We start from the raw sequence: 23,030 nt of genomic DNA, 5'->3' as shown, positions 1-23,030 counted from the left end.
TTAGGAAGATCGAACAATGGCAGCTAAACAAGTCAAGTTCTCTGATGATGCTCGCAAGCGCATGGCACGTGGCGTCAACGTTCTCGCCGACGCGGTCAAGGCGACGCTCGGGCCGAAAGGTCGTAACGTCGTACTGGAAAAATCCTTCGGCTCGCCGACCGTCACCAAAGACGGCGTTTCCGTGGCCAAGGAAATCGAACTGAAGGACAAGTTCGAGAACATGGGCGCTCAGATGGTCAAGGAAGTCGCCTCCAAGACCTCCGATGCCGCGGGTGACGGTACCACTACCGCCACCGTCCTGGCCCAATCCATCGTCAACGAAGGCCTGAAAGGCGTCGCTGCCGGCATGAACCCGATGGATCTCAAGCGCGGCATCGACAAGGCCGTCATCGAGGCCGTAAAGCATATCCAGGCGCTTTCCGTACCTTGCACCGACGCCAAGGCGATCGCTCAGGTCGGAACCATCTCCGCCAACGGCGATGCGCGCATCGGTGAGATCATCGCCGAAGCGATGGAGAAAGTCGGCAAGGAAGGCGTCATCACCGTCGACGAAGGTCGTGGCTTCGAAGACGAACTGGAAGTCGTCGAGGGGATGCAGTTCGATCGTGGTTATCTCTCCCCGTACTTCGTGACCAACCAGGACACCATGGCGGTCGAGCTCGAAGACCCTTACCTCCTGCTGGTCGACAAGAAAGTCTCGAACATCCGCGAACTGCTCCCGGTACTGGAAGCCGTCGCCAAGGCCGGCAAGCCGCTGGCGATCATCGCCGAAGACATCGAAGGCGAAGCGCTGGCGACTCTGGTCGTCAACAACATGCGCGGCATCGTCAAGGTGGCTGCGGCCAAGGCACCCGGCTTCGGTGATCGTCGCAAGGCCATGCTGCAGGACATCGCGATCCTGACCGGCGGCACCGTTATCTCCGAAGAAGTCGGCCTGAGCCTCGAGCAGGCCAACCTCGACCACCTGGGCAGCGCCAAGCGCATCACCATGTCCAAGGAGAACACCACCATCATCGATGGTGCCGGCGTCGAGTCCGACATCGAATCGCGTGTCGCACAGATCCGCGCCCAGATCGAAGAGACCTCTTCCGACTACGATCGCGAGAAACTGCAGGAACGCGTCGCCAAGCTGGCCGGTGGCGTTGCCGTGATCCGCGTCGGTGCGGCTACTGAGTTCGAGATGAAGGAGAAGAAAGCTCGCGTCGAAGACGCGCTGCACTCCACTCGCGCGGCGGTCGAGGAAGGCGTCGTGCCTGGTGGCGGTACCGCCATGGTTCGCGTCCTGACCCTGATCCAGGGCCTAACCGGTGACAACGAAGACCAGACTCACGGTATCGCCATCGCGCTTCGCGCCATGGAATCCCCGCTGCGTCAGATCGTCACCAACGCAGGCGAAGAGGCCTCCGTCATCGTCAACCGCGTCAAAGAAGGCGAAGGCAACTTCGGCTACAACGCGCAGACCGGCGAATACGGCGACCTGTTCGAAATGGGTGTCCTCGATCCGGCCAAGGTGACGCGCACCGCACTGCAGTCCGCGGCATCCGTCGCTGGCCTGATGATCACCACCGAAGCCATGGTGGCCGAAGACCCGGAAGACGCACCGGCAGGTGGCGGCGCTCCGGACATGGGCGGCATGGGTGGCATGGGCGGCATGATGTAATCATCGCCCCGCCATCGCCTGATCCTTTCAGGTATCATGGAAAGCCCCGCCTTCTGGCGGGGCTTTTTTGTTGCCGAGTCGGCTGGGCCTTCGGCTCGCCCGGGAGCATTGCCGACGACACCATGGATTATTGCCCGCAGGAGTTTTTCGCGCATGCTGGATCGCATTCGCATCGTTCTCGTCCAGACGTTCCACCCCGGCAATATCGGTGCCAGCGCGCGCGCGATGAAGACCATGGGCCTGAGCGATCTGGTCCTGGTCGCACCACGCCAGTTTCCCGATGAGGAGGCCACCCGCCTTGCCGCTGGCGCTGCCGATCTCATCGAGGGTTGTCGTGTCGTCGACTCCCTGTCGGCGGCGATTGGCGACTGCGTACAGGTCATCGGCGCCAGCGCCCGACTGCGCAGCCTGCCACTGCCCTGCTACCATCAACCGGATCAGATGGCCGCCGAACTGTGGCGCCGCCTGCCGGAGGGGCCGGTCGCCATCGTTTTCGGGCGGGAGCGATATGGATTGACCAACGAGGAGATCGGCCACTGCACGCATCAGCTGAACATCCCTGCCAACCCGGACTATGGCGTGCTCAACCTCTCCCAGGCCGTGCAGATCGTGGCCTACGAGGCGTTCCGCCACTCCCGTATCCAGGGGGAGGCACAGCAGATGCCCAAAGCCAATGGCCCTTATCCGACGATGGAGCAACTGGACCACTTCTACGCCCACCTGCACCGTGCCTTGGATAGCGCCGGGTTTCTGACGCAGCCCCACGCCAGGACCGAGGCTCACCTTCGCGCACTGTTCACCCGCGCCGAGCCCAGTCGCAAGGAACTTTCGATTCTGCGTGGCGTACTCAATGCACTGGAAAGTTCAAGCCGAGACGGCTAGATCGCCAGGCAAAGTCCTTTGACAGCCTGACCGGCCGGATAGAGAATGGGAATCGATCTCATCAAAAAGCGATAACGACGATGACCTCCGAACGCTCCCAGCTCTACTACACCTGCGTCTTTCTTCAGGTCTCCTTCCAGGCCATCGAAAGCTCGGTCATGGCCCGGAGCGATGAACGCAGCCGCTGCTGGCTGGACGCACAGACCCTGCAGATGCTGCTGGGCGAACTGCAACGCTGCCGCCGCAGCGCCTCACCGTTCAAGCCCGTCCACGCCCCGCTCGAAGAGGCGATCTATCACTGCGGCCTGTTGATGGCGCAGTGCCCCGGCGCCCTCGATCAGCGCCTCTGCCGACATCATCTCCAGGCCATCGGCGCTCCGCTGGGGCAAGCGGCCCGACACCTTTCCGTCACCCATCAGACGCCCCCTTCGTCGCCGCGCTTCCGGACCTGGTTCGGCCGCTGATCTCGGCACCGACGCCAGTTTCCCGTCGATCTTCCGCGCGTTGCCAGCAGCGAGCGCGGCCGCTGAACAGCGGCACCAAAAAAAACAGCGCCCGTAGGCGCTGTTTTGTTCGGCAGGGACCGGATTCGATGAATCAGTCCTGACCCATCTGCTGCTTGATCAGATCACCGATGGTGGTCGGGCCGTTGGGCTCGACATCCTGATCGCGCAGTTTACCCATGTTGCGACGCGTATCGACCTGATCCTTGGCTTTGATGGAGAGGTTGATGACGCGGCTCTTGCGATCCACGTTGACGATCTTGGCTTCGACGCTATCGCCTTCGTTCAGCACGTTGCGGGCGTCTTCGACACGATCGGCGCTGATCTCGGACGCCTTGAGCACGGCCACGACGTCAGTCGCCAGCTCGACGTGGGCTTCCTTGGCATCGACTTCGATGATGCGGCCAGTGACCACGGCACCCTTGTCGTTGACAGCCAGGAACTCGGAGACCGGATCGGACTCGAGCTGCTTGATACCCAGCGAGATGCGCTCACGTTCCGGATCGATCGACAGGATGACCGCTTCCGCTTCATCGCCCTTCTTGAACTGACGAACGGCTTCTTCGCCGGTCTCGCTCCAGGAGATGTCCGAGAGGTGAACCAGACCGTCGATGCCGCCTTCCAGGCCGATGAAGATACCGAAATCGGTGATCGACTTGATGGTGCCGGCAACACGGTCGCCCTTGTTGTAGCGGCCGCTGAAGTCTTCCCATGGGTTGGTGGTGCACTGCTTGATACCCAGGGAGATACGACGACGCTCTTCGTCGATGTCGAGAATCATGACTTCGACTTCGTCACCGACCTGAACCACCTTGGACGGATGGATGTTCTTGTTGGTCCAGTCCATTTCAGAGACGTGAACCAGACCTTCGACACCCTCTTCCAGCTCGGCAAAGCAGCCGTAGTCGGTCAGATTGGTGACGCGGGCGTTGACCTTCATGCCTTCCGGATAACGGTCGACGATGTTGACCCACGGATCTTCACCCAGTTGCTTCAGGCCCAGAGAAACGCGGTTGCGCTCGCGATCGAACTTGAGGACCTTGACGTTGATCTCGTCGCCGACAGCCACGATCTCGCTCGGATGCTTGATCCGCTTCCAGGCCATGTCGGTGATGTGCAGCAGGCCGTCGACGCCACCGAGGTCGACGAACGCGCCGTAGTCGGTGAGGTTCTTGACGATACCGTTGATCTGCTGGCCTTCCTGCAGGGTCGCCAGCAGTGCCTCGCGCTCGGCACTGTTCTCGGCTTCGAGAACGGCACGGCGGGAAACGACGACGTTGTTGCGTTTCGGGTCGAGCTTGATGACCTTGAAGTCCAGCTCTTTGTGCTCCAGGTGCGCGGTATCGCGTACCGGACGCACATCGACCAGCGAGCCCGGCAGGAAGGCGCGGATGGAGGAGACGTCGACGGTAAAGCCGCCCTTGACCTTGCCGTTGATCACGCCCTTGACGATCTCGTCCTTCTCGAAGGCCGCTTCCAGTTCCTTCCACGCTTCGGCACGCTTGGCCTTCTCGCGTGACAGGCGGGTCTCGCCGAAACCGTCTTCGACGGCTTCCAGCGCAACCTTGACTTCGTCACCGACAGCAATGGTCATTTCGCCATTGTCGTCACGGAACTGCGCCGCGGGGATCTGCCCCTCGGACTTCAGACCGGCGTTGACGGTGATCCAGTCGCCTTCGATATCAACCACAGTCGCCATGACGATGGCACCGGGTTCCATGTTGATGTCCTGGAGAGACTGTTCAAACAACTCAGCAAAGCTTTCGCTCATGTGATTCCTACGTGATCAACGTTGATGACGGCCAAACCGTCTTCCTCCGTACCACCAGCGAGCACGGGCCTTATCGACATATCCCTGGGGATGTTGGCGCTGGTTCGACCTGCAGCGACTTTTCAGTCGGGTCGTTGCACGTCATGACATCTTGCCAGGGGCCCCGGGAGCGGAAGTGCGTCGTCGGCTTCTGCCGGAGAGCTGACCTGAGACCGGGTAGGCTTCAGGCCAGCTTTCGTTCGGCGAGCAGCGCTTCGATACGCTCCACGACTTCCGGTATATCCAGCTGCGTCGTGTCCAGCTCGACCGCATCTTCAGCGGGCTTGAGCGGGGCCACCGAACGCTGCATATCGCGCGCGTCGCGCGCTTGGATTTCTTCCAAAAGGGTCGAGAGTCTAGCATCTTCTCCCGCCTGCTGCAATTGCAGCAGACGCCGGCGCGCCCGCTCCTCGGCGGAGGCGGTGAGATAGATCTTGAGCGGTGCATCGGGGAAGACCACGGTCCCCATGTCACGTCCATCGGCGACCAGCCCCGGCGTCTTGCAGAAATCGCGCTGACGCTGGAGCAGCGCGGCGCGGACCGGCGGCAGCGCCGCCACCTGAGACGCCGCATTGCCGACGCTTTCACTGCGAATCGCCGTGGTTACGTCGTCGCTTTCCAGCAGGATCTGCATTACCCCCTCCTCGACGACGAACACCACGTCGAGGTTCTGCGCCTGCAAGGAAAGCGCCTGAGCATCGTCGACGGCCACTCCATTGCGTATCGCCGACAGCGCCGTCAAACGATAGAGGGCGCCGGAGTCCAGCAGGTGCCAGCCTACGTGCTCGGCGATCATGCGGCTGATCGTTCCTTTTCCGGCCCCGCCCGGGCCATCAATGGTCAGAACCGGCGCCACTGTCATCATGCCGACACCTCCGCTAGTTCAAGCCCCACCTTGTTGGCCAGAGCGACGAAACCGGGAAACGACGTCGCCACGTTGGCGCAGTCGTCGATCCATACCGGTCCGCCGGCCCGCAAGGCGGCGATGGTGAAGGCCATGGCGATGCGATGATCGCCGAGACTGTCCACTTGCCCGCCCTGATAATTCGGCCCCTCGCTGACATTGCCAACCACGTCGATACCGTCATCGTAGACGGCGGTCTCGACGCCAAGAATATCGAGACCATCGGCCATCGCCTGGATGCGGTCGGACTCCTTGACCCGCAGTTCCTCGGCCCCGCGCAGCCGGGTCGTGCCCTCGGCGTTGGCCGCGGCAACGAACAGTGCCGGGAACTCGTCGATCGCCAGCGGCACCTGATCGACGGGAATGTCGATCCCCTTCAACGGGGCATAGCGGATATGCAGATCCGCGACCGGCTCCCCGCCGACTTCGCGCGGATTTTCCAGGCGCAGATCGGCACCCATTGCCTTGAGGATATTGATCACCCCGATTCGCGTCGGGTTGACGCCGACATGCTCGAGCACCAGATCGGAACCCGGCGTGATCGCTGCCGCCACCAGGAAGAAAGTGGCGGAGGAGATATCGGAGGGCACGTCGATCGGCGCACTGGTCAACGCCCCGCCACCCTGCAACGTCGCCAGGTCGCCATCGCGGTCGACCTTGTAGCCGAAGCCGTTGAGCATGCGCTCGGTATGGTCCCGGGTGGGGGCCGGCTCGCGCACGCGGGTTTCGCCCTCGGCGTAGAGCCCCGCCAGCAACAGGCAGGACTTGACCTGGGCGCTGGCCATCGGCATGTCGTAGTGGATGCCTTTCAGCGACTGACCTCCGTGGATCCGAAGCGGCGGACGCCCTCCTTCCGCGGTATCGATCCTCGCCCCCATCAGCCGCAACGGGTCGGCGACCCGTGCCATGGGACGCTTGGTCAGCGAGGCGTCGCCGGTCAACTCGGTATCGAAGGCCTGTCCCGCCAGCAAGCCGGCAAAGAGCCGCATGGCAGTGCCGGAGTTCCCCACGTAGATCGGACCGGCCGGCTTTTTCAGCCCGTGCAGGCCCACGCCGTGGATCGTCACCCGCCCCTGGTGCGGCCCTTCGATGGCGACCCCCATGTCGCGGAATGCCTGTAGCGTCGCCAGGCTATCCTCTCCCTCGAGGAAGCCCTTGACCTCGGTGACGCCATTGGCCAGTGCGCCGAGCATGATCGAGCGGTGGGAGATGGACTTGTCGCCGGGAACGCGAATCCGGCCATTGACCGAACCGCCGGGCGACACCCGGTACTGAACCTGTCGTGCTTCCATGGTCTGATAACTCGTCTGATTCAACAGCGTTTCAAAATAGTGCCTGGCGTGACTGGCGCGATCGAACGTGCCCAGCATGGCGTCGCTGTCGCCCTGCTCGACGGCCGCTCGCAGTCGCGCCAGGCCGGTCTCGAAATCATCCAGCGCACTCAGCAGCGCATCGCGGTTGGCGGTGAAGATATCGTGCCACATCACCGGATCGCTACCGGCGATTCGGGTGAAATCTCGAAACCCGCCAGCGGCGTAGCGGAATATCTCCAACCGCTCGTCCTGGCGGGCCAGCGTGTCGACCAGCGAGAACGCCAGCAGGTGCGGCAGATGACTGGTCCGCGCCAGCACCTGATCGTGCCGGTCCACCGGCATTTCGAGCACTTCCGCACCACAGCGCTGCCAGAGCGCCCGCACCATGGCGACGGCCGTCGGCGTGGTGTCAGACTCCGGCGTCAGGATGACCTTGTGATGACGGTAGAGCGCCGGATTGGCCGCGGCCACCCCGCTCTTCTCGGAACCGGCGACGGGGTGGCCCGGAACGAAATTGACCGGCAGATGACCGAAGGCTTCCCTCGCCGCCTCGCAGACGCAGCGCTTGGTACTACCGACATCGGTCAGCACACGATCGCCGAGGACCGGAACCAACTGCTCGAAAACCCGACGCATGGCCAGGACCGGTACCGCCACTATGACGAGGCCACTCTGGACGACCAACGCCGCGAGATCGCTGCCCCCGTCGTCGATCACTCCCATCTCGAGGCCAGTGTCGATCTCCTCGACGTCGGGGTCGCAGGCCAGGATCCGCCCGGTATAGCCGCTGGACTTGAGCGCAGCGGCCAACGAACCGCCGATCATTCCCAACCCCACGATCAACACCGCAGGATCCACCGGCGATGTCTCGCCCACCCGCATCTTAAAGCACGCCCACCGGGTAGGAACCCAGCACTTTCATGTCCTGCGCGCGGCCACGTACCTCCTCGAGCACACTCACGATCCCGGGCTGGTCGACATGCCCCTTGAAGTCGATGAAGAACACGTAGTTCCACGCACCGGTGCGCGACGGGCGCGTCTCGAGACGAGTCATGTCGACTTGGTAGCGATGAAATGGCTCGAGCAGTGCATGCAACGCACCAGGCTCGTTGCGCATAGCGACCACCACCGAGGTCTTATCGGTACCCGACGGCGGCACCGACTCGTTGCCGATGATCAAGAATCGCGTGGAGTTGTCAGGACGGTCCTCGATCTTTTCCGCGACGTACTCGAGCCCGTAGAGCTGCGCCGCCATGTCGCCGGCGATCGCCGCGCTGTGCCATTCGGTCTTGACCAGCCGCGCCGCCTCGGCGTTGGAAGACACCGCGACGCGCTCGGCGTGCGGATAGTGGGCATCCAGCCATTTGCGACACTGGGCGAAGGACTGTGGATGCGAGTAGATCCGGGATATCTTGTCCTGCCGTGTGATGCTCGACATCAACAAATGGTGGTGGATACGCAACACCACCTCCCCGCTGATGTGCAGGCCGGAATCCATGAACGAGTCCAACGTGTTGTTGACGATACCCTCGGTGGAATTTTCCACCGGCACCACACCGTAGTTGACCGCGCCCGCCTCGACTTCACGGAACACTTCGTCGATGGCCGCCATGGGCAAGCTGATGGCGCTGTGGCCGAAATGCTTGAGCGCCGCCTGCTGGGTGAATGTGCCTTCCGGTCCCAGGTACGCGACCTTGATCGGCCTTTCCAGCGCCAGACAGGCGGACATGATCTCGCGGAAGAGCCTGGCCATCTCCTCGCGGTGAAGCGGCCCGGGGTTCTCCTCCATCACCCGGCGCAGCACCTGCGCCTCGCGCTCCGGGCGATAGAAGACGGCATCGGGGTCGTCCGCAGTCTTGACATGAGCCACCTGGGCGGCGCACTCGGCACGCTCGCTGATCAGGCGCATCAGTTCGCTGTCGATGGTGTCGATGCGCTGCCGAAGCGCAGCCAGGTCCAGCGGCGAATTCGAGGAGTCACTCATGACCGTATCCTGATGGCTGTATGGTGATGTCGTTGTGTGAAGCTCCGCTCATCAACCGCGGCGGCGCTCGAAATCCCGCATGAAAGTGACCAACGCCTGTACGTCGGCTTCGCTGACGGCGTTGTAGAGGCTGGCCCGCATGCCGCCGACGCTGCGATGCCCCTTGAGATTCAGCAGCCCTTCCGACTCCGCTTCCTCGAGGAACGTCGAATTCAGCGCTTCGTCGGCCAGGGTGAATGGCACGTTCATGATCGAGCGGTTGATCGGATCGATGGGATTGGCGTAGAAATCGCTAGCGTCGATCGTCGCGTAGAGCGCTTCGCACTTACGTCGGTTGATCGCCTCCATCTCGGCCAGGCCGCCAACGTCCTGCTTGAGCCACTGGAACACCAGGCCAGCCAGATACCAGGCATAGGTCGGGGGCGTATTGATCATGGAGCCGTTGTCGGCATACACCTTCCAGCCCAGCAGCGACGGTGTCTGCGGCAAGGCGCGTTCCAGCAGGTCGTCACGAACGATGACGACGGTGATCCCGGCGGGTCCGATGTTTTTCTGAGCCCCGGCGTAGATGACCCCATACCGGCTGACGTCAAACGGTGCGGAGAGGATCGACGATGACATATCGCAGACCAGGGGCACGTCCACCTCTGGCACGTAATCGTAAGCCAGGCCACCGATGGTCTCGTTGTGGCAGTAATGCAGGTAGGCGGCATCGGTCGAGAGTGCGATCTCGTCCGGGCGCGGCACATGGACGTAACCATTGCCCTGCGTCGAGCCCGCAACGTGCGCGCCGGCGAGATGGCTCGCCTCCTTGATCGCCTTGGCGGACCAGATCCCGGTATCCAGATAGTTGGGGGTACCACCCTGCCCCAGCAGATTGAGCGGTACGCAGGCGAACTGCATAGTGGCGCCGCCCTGCATGAACAGCACGCGGTAGTTGTCGGGGATCGCCAGCAGGTCGCGCAGATCCCGTTCGGCCTGGGCCGCGATCGCCTCGAACGTCGGGCTGCGGTGGCTCATCTCCATCACCGAAAGACCCTGTCCTCGGTAGTCGAGCATCTCCTCGCGGGCGCGCTCCAAAACGGCGGACGGCATCGCCGCCGGACCAGCACAGAAGTTGTGCAGACGTGTCATTGCCTGGGTTCCTGGATCTGAATCATTGCTACCCACAGTGGCTGCCAAGGACGGCCATCACCGACAACCAACCACTGCCGAAAGCGCTACTATCGACCGCTCCGGGCACGATCGCACGGAGCGGACCTCGCTCACTGGTCTTCCGTCTTGCCGTCGTTCGATTCGTCGCCGGAAGCGTCATCGACCTTCCCGTCGACATTTGAATCAGCATCGGCGCTGGAATCGGCCTCGCCGCCTTCGACGACACCATCCTCGGCCAGCTCACCCTCGGTCAGTTCGTCCTCTTGGGGCTCGTCGACACGCACCGTCTTGACCAGGCGCTCGTCGTCGCCGGTGCGGATCAACGTTACGCCCTGGGTGTTGCGCGAGCTGATCGAGACTTCGGCGACCCGGGTGCGGACCAGCGTACCGCGATCGGTGATCAGCATCATCTCGTCGCTCGAACGCACCTGCATCGCCGCCACCAACGCACCGTTGCGCGCCGTGGTCTGCATCGCGATCACACCCTGGCCGCCGCGCCCCCGGATCGGGAACTCCTCAAGCCGGGTGCGTTTGCCGTAGCCGTTTTCCGACGCGGTCAGGATATAGATCTGCTCGTCGTTGCCATTGCCGGCGTCGTTCTCCGCATCGGCCTGGTCATCGGCGTCAGCATCCGCATCGATGGTCTGGCTCTGCGGGATGATCAAGCTGATCACTTCGGCACCATCCAACAGCCGCATGCCGCGCACACCGCGCGCGGTTCGGCCCATCGAACGCACGTTGCCCTCTTCGAAGCGGATCGCCTTGCCATTGGATGACAACAGCATGACGTGATCCGACCCAGAGGTGATCGCGGCGCCGACGAGGCGATCACCCTCGTCGATATCGATAGCGATCAGCCCTACGCTGCGCGGCCGGGAGAACTGGTCCAGCGAGGTGCGCTTGACCGTGCCGCTGGCAGTGGCGAAGAAGATGTAGCTGTCGGGGTTGTAGTCCCGCACCGGCAGAATGGCGTTGATCGACTCGCCGGCATCCAGCGGCAGCAGGTTGACCAGCGGCTTGCCCCGCGAACCACGGCTGGCGTTGGGCATTTCGTAGGTCTTGAGCCAGTAGACCTTGCCGCGGTTGGAGAACAGCAGCATGGTGTCGTGGGTCGAGGCCACCACCAGATGCTCGATGACGTCCTCGTCCTTCATGCTGGTCGCCGACTTGCCGCGCCCGCCCCGCTTCTGCGCCTGATAGTCGGTGATCGGCTGGGTCTTGGCGTAGCCGCCACGGGAAAGCGTGACCACCATGTCTTCCTCGGCAATCAGATCTTCCATGGAGAGATCGAGACGACTGGTGTGAATCTCCGTCTTGCGCTCGTTGCCATACTGATCGCGGATCGCTTCCAGCTCCTCACGGATGACCTCGAGCAGGCGATCCGGCGAGGCCAGAATATGGTTGAGCTCGGCGATCTTCTCGAGAATGCCCAAATACTCGTCGAGCAGCTTCTCGGTCTCGAGACCGGTCAGACGATGCAGACGCAGCTCGAGGATCGCCTGGGCCTGCGCCGGAGATAGCCGGTACAGGGCGCTATCGTCGGATAGTCCGTAACCCTCTTCAAGATCTTCCGGCTTGCACGAGGTCGCCCCGGCACGCTCGAGCATGCCGGTAACCTGGCCTGGCTGCCAATCGCGAGCGAGAAGCTTGTCTTTGGCTTCGGCGGCATTGGGCGACGCCTTGATCAGTTCGATCACTTCATCGATGTTGGAGATCGCGACCGTCAGGCCTTCGAGCAGATGACCACGTTCGCGAGCCTTGCGGAGTTCGTACAGCGTGCGACGAGTAACGACTTCACGCCGGTGGCGGACGAAGGCTTCTAGCAGTTGCTTGAGGTTGAGCGTCCTGGGTTGACCGTCATCCAGCGCGACGATGTTGATCCCGAACACGTTCTCGAGTTGCGTGTGCGCGAACAGGTTATTGACGACGACATCGCCCGATTCACCGCGCTTGATCTCGATGACCACGCGCAGCCCTTCCTTGTCGGACTCGTCACGCAGCTCGGCGATACCCTCGACCCGCTTCTCCTTGACCAGTTCGGCGATCTTCTCGATTAGCCGCGCCTTGTTGACCTGATAGGGCAGCTCGGTAATGACGATATGGTCGCGGCCGCTCTTCTTGTCGAACTCGACGGTATGCTTGGCACGCACGTAGATGCGGCCGCGGCCGGTGCGATACGCCTCGAGAATGCCAGCACGGCCGTTGATGATGCCGGCGGTGGGAAAATCGGGGCCGGGGATGTACTCCATCAGGTCATCGACCGTCAGGGTGTAATCATCTATCAATGCCAGACAGCCGTTGATCACTTCCACCATGTTGTGAGGCGGAATGTTCGTCGCCATGCCGACCGCAATACCGGAAGCGCCGTTGATCAGCAGGTTCGGCACCTTGGTCGGCAACACTTCGGGGATCCGTTCGGTGCCATCGTAGTTGTCGACCCAGTCGACGGTGTCCTTCTCGAGATCCGCCAGCAGTTCGTGGGAGAGACGCGCCATGCGCACTTCGGTATAACGCATCGCCGCGGCGTTATCGCCATCGATGGAACCGAAGTTGCCCTGGCCGTCGACCAGTACATGGCGCATCGAGAAATGCTGCGCCATGCGCACGATGGTGTCGTAGACCGCACTGTCGCCGTGGGGGTGATATTTACCGATCACGTCGCCGACGACGCGCGCCGACTTCTTGTATGGCTTGTTCCAGTCGTTGCCGAGTTCGTGCATCGCGTAGAGCACGCGACGGTGGACCGGCTTCAAGCCATCGCGGACGTCGGGAAGCGCGCGTCCGATAATGACGCTCATCGCATAGTCCAGATAGGACTGCTTGAGCTCATCTTCGATGTTGACTGGCAGAATTTCTCTGGCGATATCACCCATGGGTCGTCAAATCCTTTGCACCGCTGCCACGACCGGCGTCCGGCCGTGGCAGCGTTAATAAAGCCCCGGCAAGGCAGCCAAGTGACTTGGCCGCACAATCACGGGATCATACCATTTCAGGGGCTTTAAAGGCAGGCGTTGACGTGCTTTGACCGGCTTTTCTACTTCCCTTCAGGTGCGTCGACCACCAACGGTTCCAATCGCTCTGCCCACTCCCCCTCCATCGGGACCACCTGGCCGCTTTGCTGGTCGAGCAGCACGAACGTCAGCGTCGCGGCCGCCACCAGCTCACCGCTGCCGATGTGCGTTATCCGATGCCCGACGACTCCGCTGCGACCACCGACTCGAGTCAGGCAGGTTTCGACCTTCAGGTCGTCGTTCATGACTGCTGCGCGGCGATAATCGATATTGAGATTGACCGCAACCAACGCCACGCCCCGAGCCAATCCGTCGGCGAATTCCGGATGGGCATCGACGTAGGCCCAGCGCCCCTCCTCGAGGAATTCGAGATAACGGGCGTGATTGACGTGACCGTAGCCGTCGAGATGAAAGCCCCGGACGCGAACCTCGGTTACCGTGATACGTGAATCCATGCAAACCTCCGTGATGACTGTTGTCGACGCCGCAACGGCAAGACGGCGCTTACGCTGGCTCTCTTCCCGATCAATTGTTGCTCGTAGCCCACAGTCCAAAACATACGCCCGTTTGAAACAGTCGCGCAAACATCAACGATCGACCTCGGTGGTAACACCTGGGTCGTTTCGACATAATATGCCTCCTTTCAAACGGAGCGGGCGCATGTGGTTCAAGCACTGTCATCTGTATCGCTGCCATGACGTCGAGATTCTTCCATTGGAGGATCTGGAAACCGCACTGGCAGAATTCGCGTTTCGCCCCGTCTCTCCACGCGAGGCGCGCCGGGTCGGCTGGAGTGCCCCGGCGGGCCGCCGCGGCGATCAGCGCGCCCATGAGATCCAGGGGCATCGACTGCTGTCGATGCTGCGCCAGGAACGCCTGTTGCCCGCGGCGGTGGTCAACGATGAGGTCAACGAGCGCAGCGAGGTGCGCGAGCAGGCCGACGGCCAGCCGCTATCGCGCCGCGAACGCCAGTTGCTCAAGGAACAGGTCATGGAGGAGCTGCTGCCCCAGGCATTTACCCGCACGCAACGCGTCGAGTTGTGGTGGGACACCCGCAAGCGCCTGATCGGCATCAATGCCTCCAGCCGCAAGCGCGCCGAGGAGGTGCTGGACCTGCTTCGCCAGACGCTTGGCTCGTTGAAGGTGACACCACTGGCGACGAAGACGCCGCCGTCTCGCGGCATGACCCAGTGGCTGAGCGATCCCGCCAGCCGCCCCGCCAGCCTGATGCTCGGCGACCAGGTGGAGCTGCGCGCGGCCGAAGACGAAGGCGTCCTGCGCGCGCGCCAGGTCGACCTCGATAGCGAAGAGATCCAGTCGCTGCTCGAGAACGGCCGTCAGGCGAGCCAGCTCAGCCTCGGCAGCGAAGGGCAACTCCGTGTCATGCTGCACGACGACCTGACGCTCAAATCACTCAAGTTCGACGACGCCCTGCTGGACGAAGCCAGTCAGAGTGACGACGGCGACGACCCGATCGTGTCTCTGGAAACTGACTTCGCGCTGATGTCGCAAACACTGGCGACTTTCGTCGACCAACTGATCGAATGGCTGGGCGGCGAAGCCGATCCGGCAGCACCGACACCATGACGCTTCATCCCGATACCGACAAAAATAGCGGAACCGGCAGTGGTGGCGTGACCGCCAACCCACACAGCGCCGAGGCAGCGATCGACCTCGACCGGTTCGCCGACATTCGCCCCTACCACGACGAAGAGGTCGAGGCCGTGCTGGCCCGCCTCGCCCATGACAGCGAACTGCTGGACGCGATCACTCGCTACCGCCTGCCACGGATGGCCCGCCTTGCCCCGCCGCTGGCGCGGATGCTCGCCAGCTTCCGGCTGCAGCGCGAGATGCGCGGCGTCACTACCGTACGTGACCTCCAGTTGCGCATCGCCGACTACATGGCGCACATGATCAGCCGCACGACTCGTGGATTCGATGTCGAGGGCCTGGAGCGGCTGGATGCGGGTCAGGCCTACCTGTTCATCGGCAACCACCGGGATATCGCCCTCGACCCGGCCTTCGTCAACTATGCGCTTTATCTCGCAGGCCACGACACTGTCCGCATCGCTATCGGCGACAATCTGCTGCAGAAGCCCTTCGTCACCGATCTGATGCGGCTCAACAAGAGTTTCATCGTGCCGCGCTCGATCAAAGGCAAGCGGGCGATGCTGGCAGCCTACCAATCGCTCTCGGGCTACATTCGCCACTCGATCACCGATGACAACCACTCGGTGTGGCTGGCTCAGCGCGAAGGGCGGGCCAAGGACGGCGTCGATCGAACCGATAGCGCCATCGTCAAGATGCTCTGCATGGCACGACGTCTTGAAGAAGGCGATAGCAACATCGGCAGCGCGATACGCGAGCTCGAGATCGTCCCTGTATCGATCAGCTACGAGTACGACCCCTGTGCAATCAACAAGGCCCGCGAATTGCACGCCAAGGAGACCGATGGCACCTATAAGAAGGTGGAGTTCGAGGACATCTTCTCCATCGTCTCCGGTATCACCGGCAACAAGGGCCGGGTCAAGCTGGTGTTCGGGACGCCACTGTCGGCCGATTTCGGCACCGCCGATGAGGTGGCCGACGAGATCGACCGGCAGGTGCTGGAGAACTATCCAACCTTCCCCAGCCATCAGCTCGCCCTGGCCGAAACCGGGTTGGCCCCGGAACTGGTGGATCTGACCGGCGTGACCCCCGAAGATCGCGAGCACTTCCGAAACCAGCTGGCAGCCGTCCCCGAGCCGCTAAGACGCTGGTGGCTACTGCAATATGCCAACCCGATCCTGAATCGGGCCGGCAAGGCCCAGCGTCACGACGCCTGAGACGCTGGCGCCAACGTCACATCGTCCCGGCATCGTCCGGGACCATCCATCCTTCACTGCCGCCATCCGCCGATGGCGATTCCCGAACCGAAGGCAGCTTGCCCCCGCCGCCTCTCGTCAACTCGCCCTTCTCCTGTTGACGGCATGGTTTCCTCCAATACCAACCGATCGCTGGCGCGAGCGATAGAATTTCCTTAAAATACACTTAAAATTAGCCAGCTAATTAGCGTATTCATATTCTCGACCCATGAATGCTTCTATCGACCCCGCTACCGTGCCGCCGGCCACGGCACCCGGCGCTGCCGATTCGTCCATCCAGCCGCCGCAGGCGCCCCCGCCGGAAACTCACGCGCCATCGCCTACGCTCCCAACGGCGCCGCCGATCACGCCAACGACCCTTCAGCAGGGCGTCGGGTTGCTCAAGGCCGATGTCTATCTCGACCTTCACGCGGGCCGACCGGTAATCCGCAAGGATTACGGTCGCTATGCGGATAGCTGGATGGCTATCCCGGCGCGCCTGCTGCTGCGGCATGAAGCACATATCCTGGAACATCTACGTCACTGGCCGCACGCGCCCAACGTGATCGGCCAGGCCGGCAAGCTCGCGCTGCTGCTGGAGTACGTGCCCGGCTCCAACATCATCATGAGCCGCGGTCGCGTGGTGCTGATCGATTTCGCTTCGGCGCTCTACCTGCCCGGCGGACGATTACTCCGGTTTCTGCTTCGCCCCCTGCAGCGCAGCGATATTGCCGGCGGACTCAAGTTCAAGACCCGCCTGACCGGCGAGGCGCTGACACCGCGGGAAGCACGGCTGCGGCGCAAGCCGGCCTGGATGACGAGCCTGCAGCGCACGTGGAAGCGCCGGCTGCTGCCACGCCTAAAGCGTCGCTTTACCCCGACCGACCGGCGAAGCGGATGACATCCCGCCATACCGCTACTTGCGCCAGAAGAACGGCGTCATCAGCACCAGCACCGTGAGGATCTCGAGGCGCCCCATCAGCATGCCGAGGGAAAGTAGCCATTTGGCGGCATCCGGCAGCGAGGCGAAGTTGCCGGCGGGCCCGATGGTGCTCCCCAGCCCCGGCCCGACATTAGCCAGGGCGGTGGCCGCCCCGGTGATCGCGGTCACCATGTCGAGTCCCAGCGCGGCCAGCGCCAGCGCCAGTACCGCCACGGTGAGAAAGAAGAAGAACGAGAAGGCGATGACCGCGCGCACGACCTCGTCGTTGAGCGGCCGGCCGTTGTAGCGCTGGGCGAACACGCCACTGGGATGCACCAGATAACGCAACTGGTTGGCCAGCAGTAGCCCTCCGATCTGGAACCGGAAGATCTTCATGCCACCGCTGGTCGACCCGCTGCAACCACCGACGAAGGTGATGAAAAAGAACGTGGTGACCGCCAGCGGCCCCCACTGGGTGTAGTCGGCGCTGGCGTAGCCGGTGGTCGTCACCACCGAGATCACATTGAAAGCGACATCCGTCAGTGCCTGAAAGGGCTCATCGGAAAAGGCCAGGATCCGATAGAGCGTCAGCGTCGCGATCACCACGAACAGCAGACCGACGAGCCCCCGCACCTGCTGGTCCTGCCACAGCGCGCCGCGACTGTCGCGCAGCAGCCTGATGTAGAGCACGAACGGCAACGCCCCACCCAGCATGTACAGACAGCCCAGCCACAGGATCAGTGGGCGATCGTGGTAGATGCCGAAAGAGGCGTCGTAGTTGGCGAAGCCACCGGTGGAGACCGAACTCATGGCATGGACGATGGCGTCCAGCGTGCCCATGCCCGCCAGGCGATAGCTCAGGATCGCCGCCAGCGTGAGTCCGAGATAGATGATCGTCGACGCCTTGGCGATACCGCCGGCCCGAGGCAGCACCTTGTCCGACCAGTCGGAGGACTCCGTCTGGAACAGGCGCATGCCTCCGACCTTCAGGAACGGCAGAATCGCGATCGCCATCACGATGATCCCGATCCCGCCCAGCCACTGCATCAGTCCGCGCCACAGCTTGAGACCGTCGGACAGATTATCGATGCCGGAGAGCACGGTGGATCCGGTGGTGGTGATGGCGGAAACCGACTCGAACACCGCATCGGTGAACGACAATTGCGGCGCCCCCAGCACCAGCGGCAGGCTGGCAAAGGCGCTGATCACCGCCCAGCTCGAGGTGGTCAGGATGAACATGTGTCGCGTCTTCAGCTCGACCGCCGTCTGCCACGTCCAGGCCAGCAGCGAACCCGAGACCACCGCGACAACCGCCATCGACTTGAGAAACGCCCACAGGTCGGGATCGTTCTCGAGCCCCAACAGAATCACCGGCGGCAACATGAACAGCGCCAAAACGATCAACAGCAGCGCCAGAATCTTGAAAATCGGCTTGGCGTCTCGCAAGACTTCCTCCCGGTTCCGTCCACTCGAGTCCGACCCCTCCGCCCGATGGAGACCTCCCCCCATCGCGGCGAGTAAATCGCAGCGATGATAGGCCATCGCGAGGCGCAAGACACGGCTTTGCCCGCTTTTCTCCTGGATGATGCGGCTTTATCCGCATACGCCCGTGGTTCCACGAGCCATCACCAGGAACCACTCAGGGCAGAGTGGTTCATCGTCCTTGCTCGGCAAGCCCTGCGCGCTAGCGATGGTGCGAGATATGCTATGGTGGCGCCATCAAAACGCCTGAGCACGAAGGCTTGGCGGCACGCCGAGCCCGGACACGCCCTCGCCGCCCACCCAAGGAGATTCATCCATGAGTTCCGCCTCGGAAATGCAGAAAAACCGCGTCATCCAGGAGCTGCGCGCCTTCATCAAGAAGCTGCTGCAGGAACCCGGCATTCTCGAGAATTCGCTGGACATCGCCAAGCGTCACTCGGATGGCAGCAACGACCCCAAGGCCTGGGCGACCATCGCCAACGAGATTTCGGATACGACCAGCGTGCACATCCCGGAAGACCCGAGCGAGCACTCGGAGGCGGACCGGCTGTTTCTGGAGGTATTGCGAGAGGTCGTGGGGGAGGAGAAGGCGCTTTACTGAAGTGGGAGAAGCTGGAAGTTTGAAGAGGGAAGAAAAAGCAAGGCCGGCGAAGCCGGCCTACATGGCCAAGATTAAGACGATTCCTTACAATTTTGAGGCAGAAATTTCTCTGGGATCGTGCCCTTGCACTCCCAACGCCCATCCTTGTCGCGATACAGACCTAGCTTATTCTTGCTAGTAGCACTCAGCCCTGGGTTGGCTTGACGATCAAAAGTCATTTCGAGATTGTAAGTTCCATTAGCCATGTCTGCAGGTGCATCAAGAGAGATGGTTCCCAAATCTAAAGAATCGGAACGAATCCCCACGTCAACCTCGTCTGTAGCATCCGTGTCACCTTTGTCAGACAGCACCGGTTTACGCCCCCGTATGACAGCCTCTTCAGCGGCCGTCTGTACACCGCGTATACTCGCCAGCGCGCTCGTAGCCTGGGATCTCGCGACATAATCTTGATACTGGGGGATCGCGATGGCGGCGAGGATGCCGATGATCGCGACAACGATCATGAGTTCGATCAGGGTGAAGCCGCCCTGCCGGCGGGTGGGTGTTTTCGGGTTCTGCTGCATCATGGTTTCCTGCCTTGCCAATGTTGAACCGTTGGGATTAGCGCCATTCGCGCCGCCCGCCGGACGTCCCCTTGCCTTGCATACCGCTCGCTGCCGATTTCCAGTCCCGGGCCTTTCATGGCCTCGCCCGCGGCTACCCGCAGCATGCACGCAAAGATACACAAGGTTACTTTTTGTGACAATACAGTCAGCTTATCGGCAGTCCACGAAGAATACTTAAAGAAAAACGGCGGTTCGCCGATAGCCAAGCCATGCCGACAATGAATCCCGCTCCTCAGGGTCCCCACATTGCCGGTCATCGTCGATCGTCCAACCACTTGCTGGCCGTTCGATTCCACTGCTCACGTCGTCATCCAGGGGGCGCCTTTTCATGCCGGAAGCCATGCCATCCCGCGCGCCAAGCGCACTCGCCCAGCGCTTCGTCGAGCAGGGGCTGATCAGCGCGGAGGCTTGCGAGCAGGCGTTCCGCGAAGCCGCCGAGAAGCAGTTGACGCTGCTGGAATTCCTGGTGAGAGAAGGCAGGATCGATGCCCGCCAGGCCGGTGTGCTGGCAGCCCGCGAGTACGGCTTGCCGTTCCTGGACCTGACGCAGGTCGACTGGGATCAGCTACCCGTCGTCGAGCCGGTGGCGGACAAGGTCATGCGCCGCTTTCAGGTACTGCCGCTGGCCCGCGACGAGCGCCGACTGACCGTGGCGGTGGCGTTTCCCGCCACGTTGGCCGGACTGGACGAGTTGCAATTCACCACCGGGCTCGCGATCGAAGGCGTGCTGGTGCCGTTCGATCAGTTGGAACGCGCGCTGACCAAGCGCTATCAGCACCAGGAGACCTCCGGCATGCTGGAAGCGCTGGGTGAAGCCAGCGAGGCACTGACGCTGGATACCGGTGAAGCCGATCTGGAGAACGAGGCCGCTGCCTTCGACAGGGGCGGCGACGACGACGAGCCGGTGGTCCGCTTCGTCAACAAGATCCTGCGCGACGCCATCCATCGCGGCGCGTCCGATATCCACTTCGAGCCCTACGAGTCCAGCTACCGGATCCGTTTTCGGGTCGACGGCATGCTGATCGAGATCGCCCGGCCGCCGCTCAACCTGCGCACCCGCCTGGCGGCCAGGCTCAAGGTGATGGCGCGCCTGGATATTTCCGAACGCCGCCTGCCCCAGGATGGTGCGATGAAGATCCGCCTGGATGCCAAGCGCACCATGGACTTCCGCGTCAACACGTTGCCCACCGTTTTCGGCGAAAAAGTCGTGCTGCGTCTGCTGGATGCCGAGACCGCCAGCTTCGGCATCGACGCGCTGGGCTTCGCCCCCGATCAGCGTCGGCTATTCGAGACCGCTCTGGCCGAGCCCCAGGGCATGATCCTGGTCACCGGCCCCACCGGTAGCGGCAAGACGGTGACGCTCTACACCGGTATCCATCTGCTCAATACCGAGGAGCGCAACATCTCGACCGCGGAAGACCCGGTGGAGCTCAAGGTTCCCGGTGTCAATCAGGTCAACGTGCAGCCGCGTATCGGCCTCGATTTCGCCAGCGCATTACGCGCCTTCCTGCGCCAGGACCCGGACGTGGTGATGGTCGGTGAGATCCGCGACCTGGAGACCGCGGAGATCGCGATCAAGGCTGCCCAGACCGGCCACCTGGTGCTCTCGACCCTACATACCAACTCGGCCGCCGAGACGCTGACCCGCCTGCGCAACATGGGCGTCGCCAGCTTCAACATCGCCAGTTCGGTGTCTCTGATCATCGCCCAGCGCCTGGCGCGACTGCTGTGCCCGCGCTGCAAGGCACCGGCGGAGATTCCCGCCGAGGTGCTGCGCCAGGAGGGCGTCTCCATCGAAAGGTTGGCAGGCGCCACGCTCTATCGCGCGGTGGGATGCGACCACTGCACGCTGGGCTACAAGGGGCGTATCGGGATCTACGAAGTCGTACCGGTCAACGAGGCGATGAGCCAGATGATCATGGCGGACAGCCACGCGCTTGAGCTGGCCCACGCAGCGCGGAACGCTGGCTATGGGGGGTTGCGCCAGAGCGGACTCGACAAGGTGCTTCAGGGCTTGACCAGCCTCGAAGAGATCAACCGCGTGACGACCGACTGACACGCGACTTACTAAACAGGACGGTGACTTACTAAACAGGATGCGATCATGGCGACACCCCGCAATCCAGCCAAGCCCCCCAAGGCGCCCCGCCGCATGGTGATGCACCGCTGGCAGTGGCGCGGCAAGAACCTGCGTGGGGAGGCTGTCTCCGGCGAGCTCATCGCCGGCGATATCGACGAGGTCCGCAAGGAGCTGACGCGTCAGAAGATCATCGTCAAGCGCATCACCCGCAAGACCGGAATGCTCGGACTGGGGCGAATCAAGGGCCGTGACATCACGCTTTTCTCCCGGCAACTGGCGACCATGATCCGGGCCGGCGTACCGCTGCTCCAAGGCTGCAAGGCCGTTGCCGAGACGCTCAAGAATCCCGCGATGCGAAACCTGGTGGAGACGCTGGCCAACGACATCAGCGCCGGCTCCAGTTTTTCGGAGGCCTTGGCCACGCATCCTTCCCGCTTTGATCGCATGTTCGTCAACATGGTCGCCGCCGGCGAGCAGTCGGGTGCCTTGGACAAGATGCTCGAGCGGGTGGCCAATTATCGCGAGAAGACCGAAACGCTCAAGGGTCGGGTCAAGAAGGCGCTCTACTACCCGAGCGCGGTCATCCTGGTCGGTATCGGCGTTACCGCACTGCTGCTGGTGGAGGTCGTCCCACAATTCGAAAGACTGTTTCGGGGCTTCGGCGCCGAGCTACCGGCGTTCACCCAATTCACCGTGCATCTGTCTGAATTGACCCAGGCCTACTGGTGGCAAGCCATTCTCGGCGCGGCAGCGCTCGTTTGCGGCCTGCGCCAAGCCATGACGCGATCACCCGCCTTCGCCTATCGCGCCCACCAACTGATGCTCAAGCTGCCGGTGCTCGGTAATATCGTCGACAAAGGATCGATCGCGCGCTTCTCGCGCACCCTGGCGACCACGTTCAACGCCGGCATTCCGTTGGTAGAAGCACTGGACACCGCCGCCGGGGCCACCGCCAATCGCGTTCATCAGCGCGCCATCGCCAGTATTCGCGAAGACGTGGGAACGGGGCAGCAGCTTAACTTCGCCATGCGTCGTACCAACGTCTTCCCACTCATGGCGGTCCAGATGGTGAGTATCGGCGAGGAAGCCGGCGAGCTGGACACCATGCTCGACAAGGTGGCGGAGTTCTACGAGGAAGAGGTCGACAATCAGGTCGACGCGCTGACGTCGCTGCTGGAACCTTTCATTCTGGTGGTGCTGGGCACCATGGTGGGCGGGCTGGTCGTGTCGATGTATCTGCCCATTTTCCAGATGGGTTCCGCAATTTAGGTACGA

At 62.5% G+C, this 23,030-nt stretch carries 18 protein-coding genes; 9 read left to right on the top strand and 9 right to left on the bottom strand.

Annotated features, from left to right (window positions below):
• The first annotated feature begins 16 nt into the window (after positions 1–16).
• The 3 genes from groL to F0A16_RS03840 all read left to right on the top strand — a co-directional run bounded on the left by groL (position 17) and on the right by F0A16_RS03840 (position 3,006).
• Positions 17–1,660: a chaperonin GroEL gene (groL, locus tag F0A16_RS03850; protein WP_110710570.1), complete on the top strand. Its 1,644-nt coding sequence runs from the start codon at positions 17–19 to the stop codon at positions 1,658–1,660.
• 153 nt (positions 1,661–1,813) lie between these two features.
• Positions 1,814–2,542 carry an RNA methyltransferase gene (locus F0A16_RS03845; RefSeq protein ID WP_149434030.1) on the top strand — a complete coding sequence of 243 codons (729 nt, stop codon included), beginning with the start codon at positions 1,814–1,816 and terminating at the stop codon, positions 2,540–2,542.
• An 80-nt stretch (positions 2,543–2,622) separates the two neighbouring features.
• Complete coding sequence (locus F0A16_RS03840) at positions 2,623–3,006, top strand: hypothetical protein (protein WP_149434029.1); 384 nt, start codon at positions 2,623–2,625, stop codon at positions 3,004–3,006.
• 133 nt (positions 3,007–3,139) lie between these two features.
• Here F0A16_RS03840 and rpsA read toward each other — a convergent pair whose 3' ends face one another.
• From rpsA to F0A16_RS03805, 7 genes are all read right to left on the bottom strand, one after another.
• Entirely contained in the window at positions 3,140–4,816 is a 1,677-nt protein-coding gene (gene rpsA, locus F0A16_RS03835) for a 30S ribosomal protein S1 (RefSeq protein WP_149434028.1), read from the bottom strand.
• A 223-nt stretch (positions 4,817–5,039) separates the two neighbouring features.
• Positions 5,040–5,720 carry a (d)CMP kinase gene (gene cmk / locus F0A16_RS03830; RefSeq protein WP_149434027.1) on the bottom strand — a complete coding sequence of 227 codons (681 nt, stop codon included), beginning with the start codon at positions 5,718–5,720 and terminating at the stop codon, positions 5,040–5,042.
• Positions 5,717–7,948 carry a bifunctional prephenate dehydrogenase/3-phosphoshikimate 1-carboxyvinyltransferase gene (locus tag F0A16_RS03825; protein WP_275401741.1) on the bottom strand — a complete coding sequence of 744 codons (2,232 nt, stop codon included), beginning with the start codon at positions 7,946–7,948 and terminating at the stop codon, positions 5,717–5,719. The genes cmk and F0A16_RS03825 overlap by 4 nt, the downstream gene beginning before the upstream one ends.
• 7 nt (positions 7,949–7,955) lie before the next feature.
• Positions 7,956–9,056 carry a prephenate dehydratase gene (pheA, locus tag F0A16_RS03820; RefSeq protein ID WP_149434025.1) on the bottom strand — a complete coding sequence of 367 codons (1,101 nt, stop codon included), beginning with the start codon at positions 9,054–9,056 and terminating at the stop codon, positions 7,956–7,958.
• Between the two features lie 51 nt (positions 9,057–9,107).
• Positions 9,108–10,190, bottom strand: a complete 1,083-nt coding sequence (gene serC / locus F0A16_RS03815) for a 3-phosphoserine/phosphohydroxythreonine transaminase (protein WP_149434024.1) — start codon at positions 10,188–10,190, stop codon at positions 9,108–9,110.
• A 131-nt stretch (positions 10,191–10,321) separates the two neighbouring features.
• Positions 10,322–13,084, bottom strand: a complete 2,763-nt coding sequence (gyrA, locus tag F0A16_RS03810; protein ID WP_149434023.1) for a DNA gyrase subunit A — start codon at positions 13,082–13,084, stop codon at positions 10,322–10,324.
• Between the two features lie 161 nt (positions 13,085–13,245).
• Entirely contained in the window at positions 13,246–13,677 is a 432-nt protein-coding gene (locus F0A16_RS03805) for an acyl-CoA thioesterase (protein WP_149434022.1), read from the bottom strand.
• Between the two features lie 205 nt (positions 13,678–13,882).
• On the opposite strand from F0A16_RS03805, the gene F0A16_RS03800 reads away from it, so the two are divergent.
• The 3 genes from F0A16_RS03800 (at position 13,883) to F0A16_RS03790 (ending at position 16,966) form a co-directional block, all read left to right on the top strand.
• On the top strand, positions 13,883–14,809 hold the full coding sequence (locus F0A16_RS03800; RefSeq protein ID WP_149434021.1) for a recombination-associated protein RdgC: 927 nt from the start codon (positions 13,883–13,885) through the stop codon (positions 14,807–14,809).
• Between the two features lie 47 nt (positions 14,810–14,856).
• Positions 14,857–16,047, top strand: coding sequence for a 1-acyl-sn-glycerol-3-phosphate acyltransferase (locus tag F0A16_RS03795; RefSeq protein ID WP_420853063.1), 1,191 nt, complete (start codon positions 14,857–14,859; stop codon positions 16,045–16,047).
• A gap of 247 nt (positions 16,048–16,294) precedes the next feature.
• A complete protein-coding gene (locus tag F0A16_RS03790) occupies positions 16,295–16,966 on the top strand; it encodes a hypothetical protein (protein WP_149434019.1) in 672 nt (223 codons plus the stop codon).
• Positions 16,967–16,981: 15 nt separating this feature from the next.
• On the opposite strand, the gene F0A16_RS03785 is transcribed toward F0A16_RS03790, so the two are convergent.
• Positions 16,982–18,496 carry a TrkH family potassium uptake protein gene (locus F0A16_RS03785; RefSeq protein WP_149434115.1) on the bottom strand — a complete coding sequence of 505 codons (1,515 nt, stop codon included), beginning with the start codon at positions 18,494–18,496 and terminating at the stop codon, positions 16,982–16,984.
• A gap of 289 nt (positions 18,497–18,785) precedes the next feature.
• Between F0A16_RS03785 and F0A16_RS03780 the strand changes: the two genes are divergently transcribed.
• Positions 18,786–19,070 (top strand): hypothetical protein, encoded by a 285-nt coding sequence (locus tag F0A16_RS03780; RefSeq protein ID WP_149434018.1) that lies wholly within the window; start codon positions 18,786–18,788, stop codon positions 19,068–19,070.
• 71 nt (positions 19,071–19,141) lie between these two features.
• On the opposite strand, the gene F0A16_RS03775 is transcribed toward F0A16_RS03780, so the two are convergent.
• Positions 19,142–19,633: a pilin gene (locus F0A16_RS03775; protein ID WP_187775890.1), complete on the bottom strand. Its 492-nt coding sequence runs from the start codon at positions 19,631–19,633 to the stop codon at positions 19,142–19,144.
• 370 nt (positions 19,634–20,003) lie between these two features.
• Between F0A16_RS03775 and pilB the strand changes: the two genes are divergently transcribed.
• Entirely contained in the window at positions 20,004–21,731 is a 1,728-nt protein-coding gene (pilB, locus tag F0A16_RS03770; RefSeq protein ID WP_149434016.1) for a type IV-A pilus assembly ATPase PilB, read from the top strand.
• Positions 21,732–21,779: 48 nt separating this feature from the next.
• The gene (locus tag F0A16_RS03765) at positions 21,780–23,024 is read left to right on the top strand and encodes a type II secretion system F family protein (protein WP_149434015.1); all 1,245 of its coding nucleotides are present in this window, start codon (positions 21,780–21,782) and stop codon (positions 23,022–23,024) included.
• Positions 23,025–23,030 lie beyond the last annotated feature (6 nt).

Origin of the sequence: Salinicola corii, assembly GCF_008298015.1 — a bacterium.
Classification (GTDB): Bacteria; Pseudomonadota; Gammaproteobacteria; order Pseudomonadales; family Halomonadaceae; genus Salinicola; species Salinicola corii.
Note: the sequence above shows the minus strand (reverse complement) of the source record. Positions and strands in the feature narration are given on the sequence as shown.

Bases quoted from the DNA above. Each gene is read 5' to 3' on its own strand.
- F0A16_RS03765 (WP_149434015.1), top strand. From the start codon at position 21,780: ATGGCGACACCCCGCAATCCAGCCAAGCCCCCCAAGGCGCCCCGCCGC.
- F0A16_RS03845 (WP_149434030.1), top strand. From the start codon at position 1,814: ATGCTGGATCGCATTCGCATCGTTCTCGTCCAGACGTTCCACCCCGGC.
- cmk (WP_149434027.1), bottom strand. From the start codon at position 5,720: ATGATGACAGTGGCGCCGGTTCTGACCATTGATGGCCCGGGCGGGGCC.
- F0A16_RS03840 (WP_149434029.1), top strand. From the start codon at position 2,623: ATGACCTCCGAACGCTCCCAGCTCTACTACACCTGCGTCTTTCTTCAG.
- gyrA (WP_149434023.1), bottom strand. From the start codon at position 13,084: ATGGGTGATATCGCCAGAGAAATTCTGCCAGTCAACATCGAAGATGAG.
- F0A16_RS03805 (WP_149434022.1), bottom strand. From the start codon at position 13,677: ATGGATTCACGTATCACGGTAACCGAGGTTCGCGTCCGGGGCTTTCAT.
- F0A16_RS03785 (WP_149434115.1), bottom strand. From the start codon at position 18,496: ATGGGGGGAGGTCTCCATCGGGCGGAGGGGTCGGACTCGAGTGGACGG.
- pheA (WP_149434025.1), bottom strand. From the start codon at position 9,056: ATGAGTGACTCCTCGAATTCGCCGCTGGACCTGGCTGCGCTTCGGCAG.
- F0A16_RS03790 (WP_149434019.1), top strand. From the start codon at position 16,295: ATGAATGCTTCTATCGACCCCGCTACCGTGCCGCCGGCCACGGCACCC.
- F0A16_RS03800 (WP_149434021.1), top strand. From the start codon at position 13,883: ATGTGGTTCAAGCACTGTCATCTGTATCGCTGCCATGACGTCGAGATT.
- groL (WP_110710570.1), top strand. From the start codon at position 17: ATGGCAGCTAAACAAGTCAAGTTCTCTGATGATGCTCGCAAGCGCATG.
- F0A16_RS03775 (WP_187775890.1), bottom strand. From the start codon at position 19,633: ATGCAGCAGAACCCGAAAACACCCACCCGCCGGCAGGGCGGCTTCACC.
- serC (WP_149434024.1), bottom strand. From the start codon at position 10,190: ATGACACGTCTGCACAACTTCTGTGCTGGTCCGGCGGCGATGCCGTCC.
- rpsA (WP_149434028.1), bottom strand. From the start codon at position 4,816: ATGAGCGAAAGCTTTGCTGAGTTGTTTGAACAGTCTCTCCAGGACATC.
- pilB (WP_149434016.1), top strand. From the start codon at position 20,004: ATGCCGGAAGCCATGCCATCCCGCGCGCCAAGCGCACTCGCCCAGCGC.
- F0A16_RS03780 (WP_149434018.1), top strand. From the start codon at position 18,786: ATGAGTTCCGCCTCGGAAATGCAGAAAAACCGCGTCATCCAGGAGCTG.